The following is a 3,491-nucleotide window of genomic DNA, read 5'->3' on the forward strand; positions in this document are numbered from 1 at the left end:
GTGTGTAAAGACTTGATAAAGAAAGGAGCTAAGAGTGTCTTATTGTCCTTAGGATCTGATGGAGCAATGTATGTTAATGATAATTCAGCATTTAAAGTGAATGCACCTCAAGGGAATGTTGTAAATACAGCATGCTCGGGAGATACTTTATTAGGGAGTTTTGTAGCAAAAAGATTAAATGGAGAGTTAGTAGAAGATGCACTAGCATTTGCAGTAGCAGCAGGTAGCTCAACAGCATTTTCACCAGGGTTAACAGATTTTATAGACGTACCGGAATTATTAAAGCAGATAAAAATCGAAAAAATAGTGGAGGAATAAAAAATGGAAAAATACAAAATAATTGCTGCTACAGGATGTCCAACAGGGATAGCGCATACATATATGGCACAAGAAGCTTTGGAGCAGGCCGCTAAAAAAAGGGGAGTACCTATAAAAGTAGAAACACATGGACAAGTTGGAATAGAAAATGAATTAACGCCCTCAGAGATTAAAGAAGCCGATGTGGTAATAATTGCATCAGATAAAGATGTTCAAGCTGAAAGATTTGCAGGAAAGAGAGTAATATCTGTATCAGTTGGTAAAGGAATAAAAGAAGCTGATAATTTAATTGAAAAGGCATTAAGTGGAGAAGGTAAGATTCTTAAAGGTGACAATTATAAGTCTGATACTGATGAAAATACTGAAAATGACGAAACTTTAGGAAGAAAAATTTATAAACACCTAATGAATGGTGTTTCTCATATGCTACCATTTGTAGTAGGGGGAGGAGTTTTGACCGCAGTTTCATTTCTTTGGGGGATTTATTCTGCTGATCCTAATAGTGAGCAATATAATGCATTTGCAGCTACTTTAAATCAAATCGGTGGCTTGTCTATGGGACTAATGGTACCAGTATTTTCTGCATATATTGCTGAGAGTATTGCCAAAAGACCAGGTTTAGTAGTTGGTTTTGTTGGCGGGTTGATAGCTAATGAAACAGGGTCAGGATTCTTAGGAGGAATTCTTTCAGGTTTCTTAGGTGGACTAATAATAATTTTGTTAGCTAAACTATTCGAAAAATTGCCTAAATCTTTAGATGGACTTAAAGCTATATTTTTATATCCAGTTTTAGGTGTATTCTTGATAGGTATTATAGTGTTTTCAACAGGAGGACCAATTGCTAGTGTTAATGAAGGAATGATGAGTTTCCTGGCAAGTGTAGAAGGATCAAATCCGTTACTACTAGGATTAATTGTTGGTTGTATGTCAGGGTTTGATATGGGAGGACCTGTAAATAAAGCTGCATATGTAACAGGAACTTTACTTTTAGGTCAAGGAAACTATACTTTTATGGCCGGAGTATCAGCAGCATGTATAGCCCCTCCATTGATGACAACTGTTGCTGTGCTCTTATTCGGTAAATACTATTCTAAAGAGGAAAGAAATGCGGGTTATGTTAATTTGATTTTAGGGTCAACACACATAACTGAAGGTGCAATTCCATTTGCTGCAAGTAATCCGTTATTAAATTTACCTTCTATTATGCTAGGTTCATCTGTAGCTGCAATTATCACCTACTTATTTCAAGTTCAAGTTCCCGCTCCACATGGTGGATTTTTAGTACTTCCTGTAGTAACACATGGTGTGCAATGGGTATTTGCCATACTAATAGGATCAGTAGTTGGGGGAGTAATGTTAGGATTAATTAAAAAAAGAGATTATAATAAACGAATTATTAGCAATTAAGGAGTGAATAATTTGATAAAAGAAGAACTAATATTTTTAAATAAAAAATTTGAAACGAAAGGTCAAGTATTCGAGTTTTTAGCTGAAACTTGTGAAGAGTTTAATATAAGTGATTCTAAAAAAGCAGTATTTGATGAATTAAATAATAGAGAAAATCAAGGAACAACAGGGATGATGGATGGTTTTGCTATTCCACATGCTAAATCTGAAAACATAAATAATGTGAGTGTAATAGTAATTAAAAATGACCATGGGATTAGTTGGGAATCAATGGATGGTGAAGATATAGACTTTATTATAGGTATGTTTATTCCTGAAAATGAAAAAGGTTCAGGTCATTTAAATTTATTATCACAAATTGCTAAGATGTTAATGAAATCAGATGCAAAAGAAAAATTAAAAAAATCTGATTCTGTCGATAAAATAAAAGAAGTACTTTTAAATAATATTAATTAAAACTTTTTAAGTTGTTAAGGAGAGAAGTATGTTAAATATTAGCGAAGAAAAATATGATAAATTAGTCGCATTGTCAAATGAAAATTCAGTGATTTCAGCACTTGCTATTGATCAACGAGGATCATTGAAGAAGATGCTAGGTAGCGAAGATGATTCAACAATTGAAGAGTTTAAAAAGATGATATCAAAAAATTTGACACCTTTTTCATCATCAATTCTATTAGATCCTGAATATGGATTGCCTGCAACAGAGGTACGTGATAAGAATGCAGGTTTAATTCTCGCTTATGAAGAAACAGGATATGATGCCTCATCTGAAGAGAGATATCCGGACTTATTAGACAATTGGTCAGCATTAAGAATAAAAGAAGCTGGCGCAGATGCTGTAAAAATTTTATTATATTATGATATTGATGCTAGTAAAGAAATAAATAATATCAAACATGCCTCTGTTGAACGTGTAGGATCAGAATGCGATGCAGAAAACATTCCATACTTTTTAGAGATATTAACATATGATACAAAAATCCAAGATGTAAAAAGTAGGGAATATGCAGAAGTAAAACCTCATAAGGTAAATAGTGCCATGGAATTATTCTCGGATCCTCGTTATAAAGTAGATGTTTTAAAAGTTGAAGTACCGGTTAACATGAATTATGTTGAAGGGTATGGTAATGATGATGAAATCTTATATTCTAAAGAAGAAGCAAAGCGTTTATTTAAAGAACAATCTGAAAAAACACATCTACCATTTATTTTCTTAAGTGCCGGTGTTTCTGCGCAGTTATTCCAAGAAACGATAAAATTAGCAGGTGAATCAGAGTCTACCTTTAATGGAGTACTGTGTGGCCGTGCAACTTGGAAAGAATCCACTGATATTTTTGCGGCAGAAACAGATTCAGAATATACAGAGACCAATACTTGGTTACAAACGACAGGAAAAAATAATATTGAAGAATTAAATCAAGTGTTGAATCAACATGCAGTTTCATGGAAAGATAAAGTATTAGTGAAATAATCGAATGATTGTATATATTACATACACAATACAAGAGATTTACATGAAGTAAAAACCGCACTATTCAAATAACATCACCATATTCAGCTATGAGCTTCGTTGCTCATGGCTTTTTTACGCCTCATAGAAATCACAAACAACCTATCTCTCGCTAGCATTTTTAATGTGATATAATTTATTTATATTGAGTCAAGGAGTTGATATACGGTGCTAGCGTTAATTTTGTTTGAGCGAGCTGCAATTGTTATTTTGTTAGCTTATATTCTTATGAACAATGATTATTTAAAACACA

Annotated in this window: 4 protein-coding genes; all 4 read left to right on the forward strand. The window is 33.1% G+C overall.

All coding sequences use genetic code 11. From position 1 onward, the window contains the following. On the forward strand, positions 1-318 hold a 318-nt coding region (locus tag ACTHW2_RS12115; protein WP_442264172.1), incomplete at its 5' end, for a PfkB family carbohydrate kinase. Between the two features lie 3 nt (positions 319-321). Then, entirely contained in the window at positions 322-1,725 is a 1,404-nt protein-coding gene (locus tag ACTHW2_RS12120; protein ID WP_407089689.1) for a PTS fructose transporter subunit IIC, read from the forward strand. 12 nt (positions 1,726-1,737) lie between these two features. After that, the gene (locus ACTHW2_RS12125) at positions 1,738-2,181 is read left to right on the forward strand and encodes a PTS sugar transporter subunit IIA (protein ID WP_407095079.1); all 444 of its coding nucleotides are present in this window, start codon (positions 1,738-1,740) and stop codon (positions 2,179-2,181) included. 28 nt (positions 2,182-2,209) lie between these two features. After that, positions 2,210-3,199, forward strand: a complete 990-nt coding sequence (gene lacD, locus ACTHW2_RS12130; protein ID WP_442264173.1) for a tagatose-bisphosphate aldolase — start codon at positions 2,210-2,212, stop codon at positions 3,197-3,199. The last annotated feature ends 292 nt before the right edge of the window (positions 3,200-3,491 follow it).

The organism is Tissierella sp. (genome assembly GCF_052089545.1).
Classification (GTDB): domain Bacteria; phylum Bacillota; class Clostridia; order Tissierellales; family Tissierellaceae; genus Tissierella_A.

Bases quoted from the DNA above. Each gene is read 5' to 3' on its own strand.
- ACTHW2_RS12120 (WP_407089689.1), top strand. From the start codon at position 322: ATGGAAAAATACAAAATAATTGCTGCTACAGGATGTCCAACAGGGATA.
- lacD (WP_442264173.1), top strand. From the start codon at position 2,210: ATGTTAAATATTAGCGAAGAAAAATATGATAAATTAGTCGCATTGTCA.